Here is a 3,057-nt window from a genome sequence, read left to right on the forward strand (position 1 = left end):
TCACCATCCCGAGCGCGCTCGTCTCCAGCGGGCCGGAGAAGTAGGGCAGCGGCTCGGCGACCTCGGCGAGCAGGTCGCCGCCGCCCGCGGCGGCCAGGTTCCCGGCCAGCTCGCCGGCGAGGCGCAATGCAGCCTGGCGCGCATGGATCTGCGGCTTGCCGGACGCGTCGCCGTCGTCACCGGAGCGTCGAAGGGCATCGGACTGGCGGTCGTGCGGACGCTGCTGGACGAGGGCGCCCGCGTGGCGGCGGTGTCGCGCAAGTCGGGGCCGGAGCTGGACGCGCTCGCCGGGCCGAACCTCCTGCACGTCCCCGCCGACCTCATGGACCCGGCCGCCCCGGCCGCGGCCGTGGAGCAGGCGGTGCAGGAGTTCGGCCGGCTCGACGTGCTGGTCAACAACGCGGGCGGCCCGCCGCCCGGGGCGACGCTGCCGCGCTTCGGCTTCCTCACCCCGTCGGACGACGACTGGCGCGACATGTTCGAGTTCAACCTGTTCGCGGTGGTCCGGGCGGTGCGCGCGGCGCTCCCGCACCTGCTGCGCAGCGACGCGGCGTCGATCGTGAACGTCTCGTCGGGGAACGGTCGCCGCCCCGGGCCGATGAACTACGACTACAACGCGGCCAAGGCGGCGCTGACCAACCTGACGCTGGGGCTGTCCGAGGAGTACGCGCCGCAGGGCGTCCGGGTGAACGCGGTGTCGCCGGGCCCGGTCCTCACCCCGTGGTGGACGGACGAGGGCGGCGCCGCCGACGTCATCGCCGGGGCGACCGGCTCCGACCGCGACGCGGTGCTGAACGGCGGTGCCGCCGAGATGATGGGCCTCACGACCGGCCGCCTCGCCGACCCGCAGGAGGTCGCGGACGTGATCGTCCACCTGGCGTCGCCGCGCTCGGCCAGCACGACCGGCGCCGACTACGCGGTCGACTCCGGCTTCCTCAAGGAATTCTGAGTCATAAGCGAACCTGCTGGCTCTGATCAGATCTATCTCTTGGACTTCTGGCAGGCGGCTCCCCAGGATGGGAGATGAGCAGCGAGAACGTCTTCAGAGGGGGTCGCCATGCTCGACATGATCAAGGGGCAGGTCTTCGCGCCGGGTGACGACGGATACGACGGCGAGCGGGTCGGCTTCCAGACGGCCGGCCCGCACCGTCCCGCGGTGATCGTCGCGGCGGCGGACGCGGACGACGTGCACGCCGCCGTCCGGTACGCGGCCGGGCAGGGGCTGCCCGTGGCCGTCCAGAACACCGGCCACGGGCTGCCGCTCGGCGCCGACGGGGGCCTGCTGATCAGCACGCGGCGGATGACCGGGCTGCGCGTCGACGCCGAGGCCCGCACCGTGTGGATCGAGGCCGGCGTGCGGTGGGCGCAGGTCGTCGAGGAGGCGGCGAAGCACGGGCTGGCGCCGCTGTCCGGGTCGTCGCCGGGCGTCGGCGCCGTGTCGTACACGCTCGGCGGCGGCATCGGCCTGATGTCGCGGAAGTACGGGTTCGCGGCCGACCATGTCCGGTCGATCGACGTCGTGACGGCGGACGGCCGGGCGCGGCACGTCACGCCCGGCGACGACCTGTTCTGGGCGCTGCTCGGCGGCCGGGCGAACTTCGGCGTCGTGACGGGCCTGGAGATCGGGTTGCTCCCGGTCGCGCGCCTGTACGGAGGCGGGCTGTACTTCGACGCCGGGCACATACCGGACATCCTGGAGACCTGGCGCACGTGGACGGCGACCGTGCCGGACGAGATGACGTCATCGATCGCGCTGATGCCCGTCCCCGATATCCCGGTCTTCCCGGAACCACTGCGCGGGCGGCACGTCGCGCATGTCCGCATCGCCTACTTGGGCGACGACGGGGAGCGGCTCATCGAACCCCTGCGCGCCGTCGCCCCTCGCCTGATCGACACTGTGGACGACATGCCGTACACCGAGTCGGGGACGATCCACAACGAACCGCCCATCCCGATGGCGTACCACGCGACGAATGTCGCCCTGGATGAACTGGACGCGGGGACCGTCCGCGACCTGCTCGCCCTGGTGGGGCCGGGTGCGCCCGAGCGCGCGATCTTGGAGATCCGGCAGTTGGGCGGGGCGATGGCGCGGCAGCCGTCCGTCCCGAACGCGGTCGGCAATCGCGGCGCCGGCTACCTGGTCGGCGTCCTGTCGAAGCTGGAGCCAGGCGCCGATGTCGAGCCACTGCACACGCGTGTCGGGGACGCGCTCGCGGAAAAGGCGTCCGGCACACTCCTGAACTTCCTCTTCGGGCGAAACGCGACCCCGGATCAGGTACGCCGGGCCTACGCACCGGAGACGTACCGGCGATTGGCCGGGCTAAAGGTGACCTACGACCCGTCCAACATCTTCAGCCTGAATCACAACATCCCACCGGCCACCTAAGCTTGCTCTATAACCTCTGCCGAGGTTGGTCCGAAAGGGGGTCCTAATGGCAAGGTCACCCCAGATCACGCACGTGTCATGGGGTCGGATGGAGGTCGAGGGCCTTGCCGTCGGCAAGGACTTCAAGCTGTATCCAGGCGGCGGCCGCGCTTGGGACTGGTCCGAGCACGGCACTCGTCACGAGCCGGGCATCCAGCCGGCCGACGTCCAGGAGCTTCTCGAACACGGCTGCACAGTGATCGTGCTCAGCCGCGGCATGGAACTGCGCCTGCAGACCATGCCCGAGACCATGGAGATGCTGAAAGACCACGGGGTCGAGGTCCACGTCGAGGAAACCACCGCAGCCGTCGAGCTCTACAACAAGCTCGCCCAGAGCAAGCCCGTCGGCGGCCTCTTCCATTCCACATGCTGACCAGCCCGAACACCCGCCAAAGTCAAAGCACGAGCTGAGCGCGTCTTTCTTTGGCTCAAGGTACGGCGCGGCGCGGCGACTGGCCCGTATCGAGATCGGCCGTCCACACCCGTCCCGCTGATCTGGGCTTCGCCTTCCCCTGAAGATGAGTTGTTGGGATGATCTCAACTCGTCCTTCGGGGATGGACATTTTTGGAAGGTGTCTCTGGATGAAGCCGTTGCAGCCGGGTGATCCGGGCAGGGTGGGCCCATACCGGCT

The 3,057-nt window shown here is 70.1% G+C and carries 3 protein-coding genes; all 3 read left to right on the plus strand.

Annotation, left to right across the window (positions count from 1 at the left end; genetic code table 11):
• The first annotated feature begins 142 nt into the window (after positions 1–142).
• The 3 genes from ETD96_RS42930 (at position 143) to ETD96_RS42940 (ending at position 2,798) form a co-directional block, all read left to right on the plus strand.
• Positions 143–949 (plus strand): SDR family NAD(P)-dependent oxidoreductase, encoded by an 807-nt coding sequence (locus ETD96_RS42930; RefSeq protein ID WP_138642213.1) that lies wholly within the window; start codon positions 143–145, stop codon positions 947–949.
• A gap of 108 nt (positions 950–1,057) precedes the next feature.
• On the plus strand, positions 1,058–2,386 hold the full coding sequence (locus tag ETD96_RS42935; RefSeq protein ID WP_138642214.1) for an FAD-binding oxidoreductase: 1,329 nt from the start codon (positions 1,058–1,060) through the stop codon (positions 2,384–2,386).
• 46 nt (positions 2,387–2,432) lie between these two features.
• A complete protein-coding gene (locus ETD96_RS42940; RefSeq protein ID WP_138642215.1) occupies positions 2,433–2,798 on the plus strand; it encodes an Mth938-like domain-containing protein in 366 nt (121 codons plus the stop codon).
• Positions 2,799–3,057 lie beyond the last annotated feature (259 nt).

This window comes from Actinomadura geliboluensis, assembly GCF_005889745.1.
Classification (GTDB): domain Bacteria; phylum Actinomycetota; class Actinomycetes; order Streptosporangiales; family Streptosporangiaceae; genus Spirillospora; species Spirillospora geliboluensis.

Coding starts and splice junctions, on each gene's coding strand:
- ETD96_RS42930 (WP_138642213.1), top strand. CDS start 143: ATGGATCTGCGGCTTGCCGGACGCGTCGCCGTCGTCACCGGAGCGTCG.
- ETD96_RS42935 (WP_138642214.1), top strand. CDS start 1,058: ATGCTCGACATGATCAAGGGGCAGGTCTTCGCGCCGGGTGACGACGGA.
- ETD96_RS42940 (WP_138642215.1), top strand. CDS start 2,433: ATGGCAAGGTCACCCCAGATCACGCACGTGTCATGGGGTCGGATGGAG.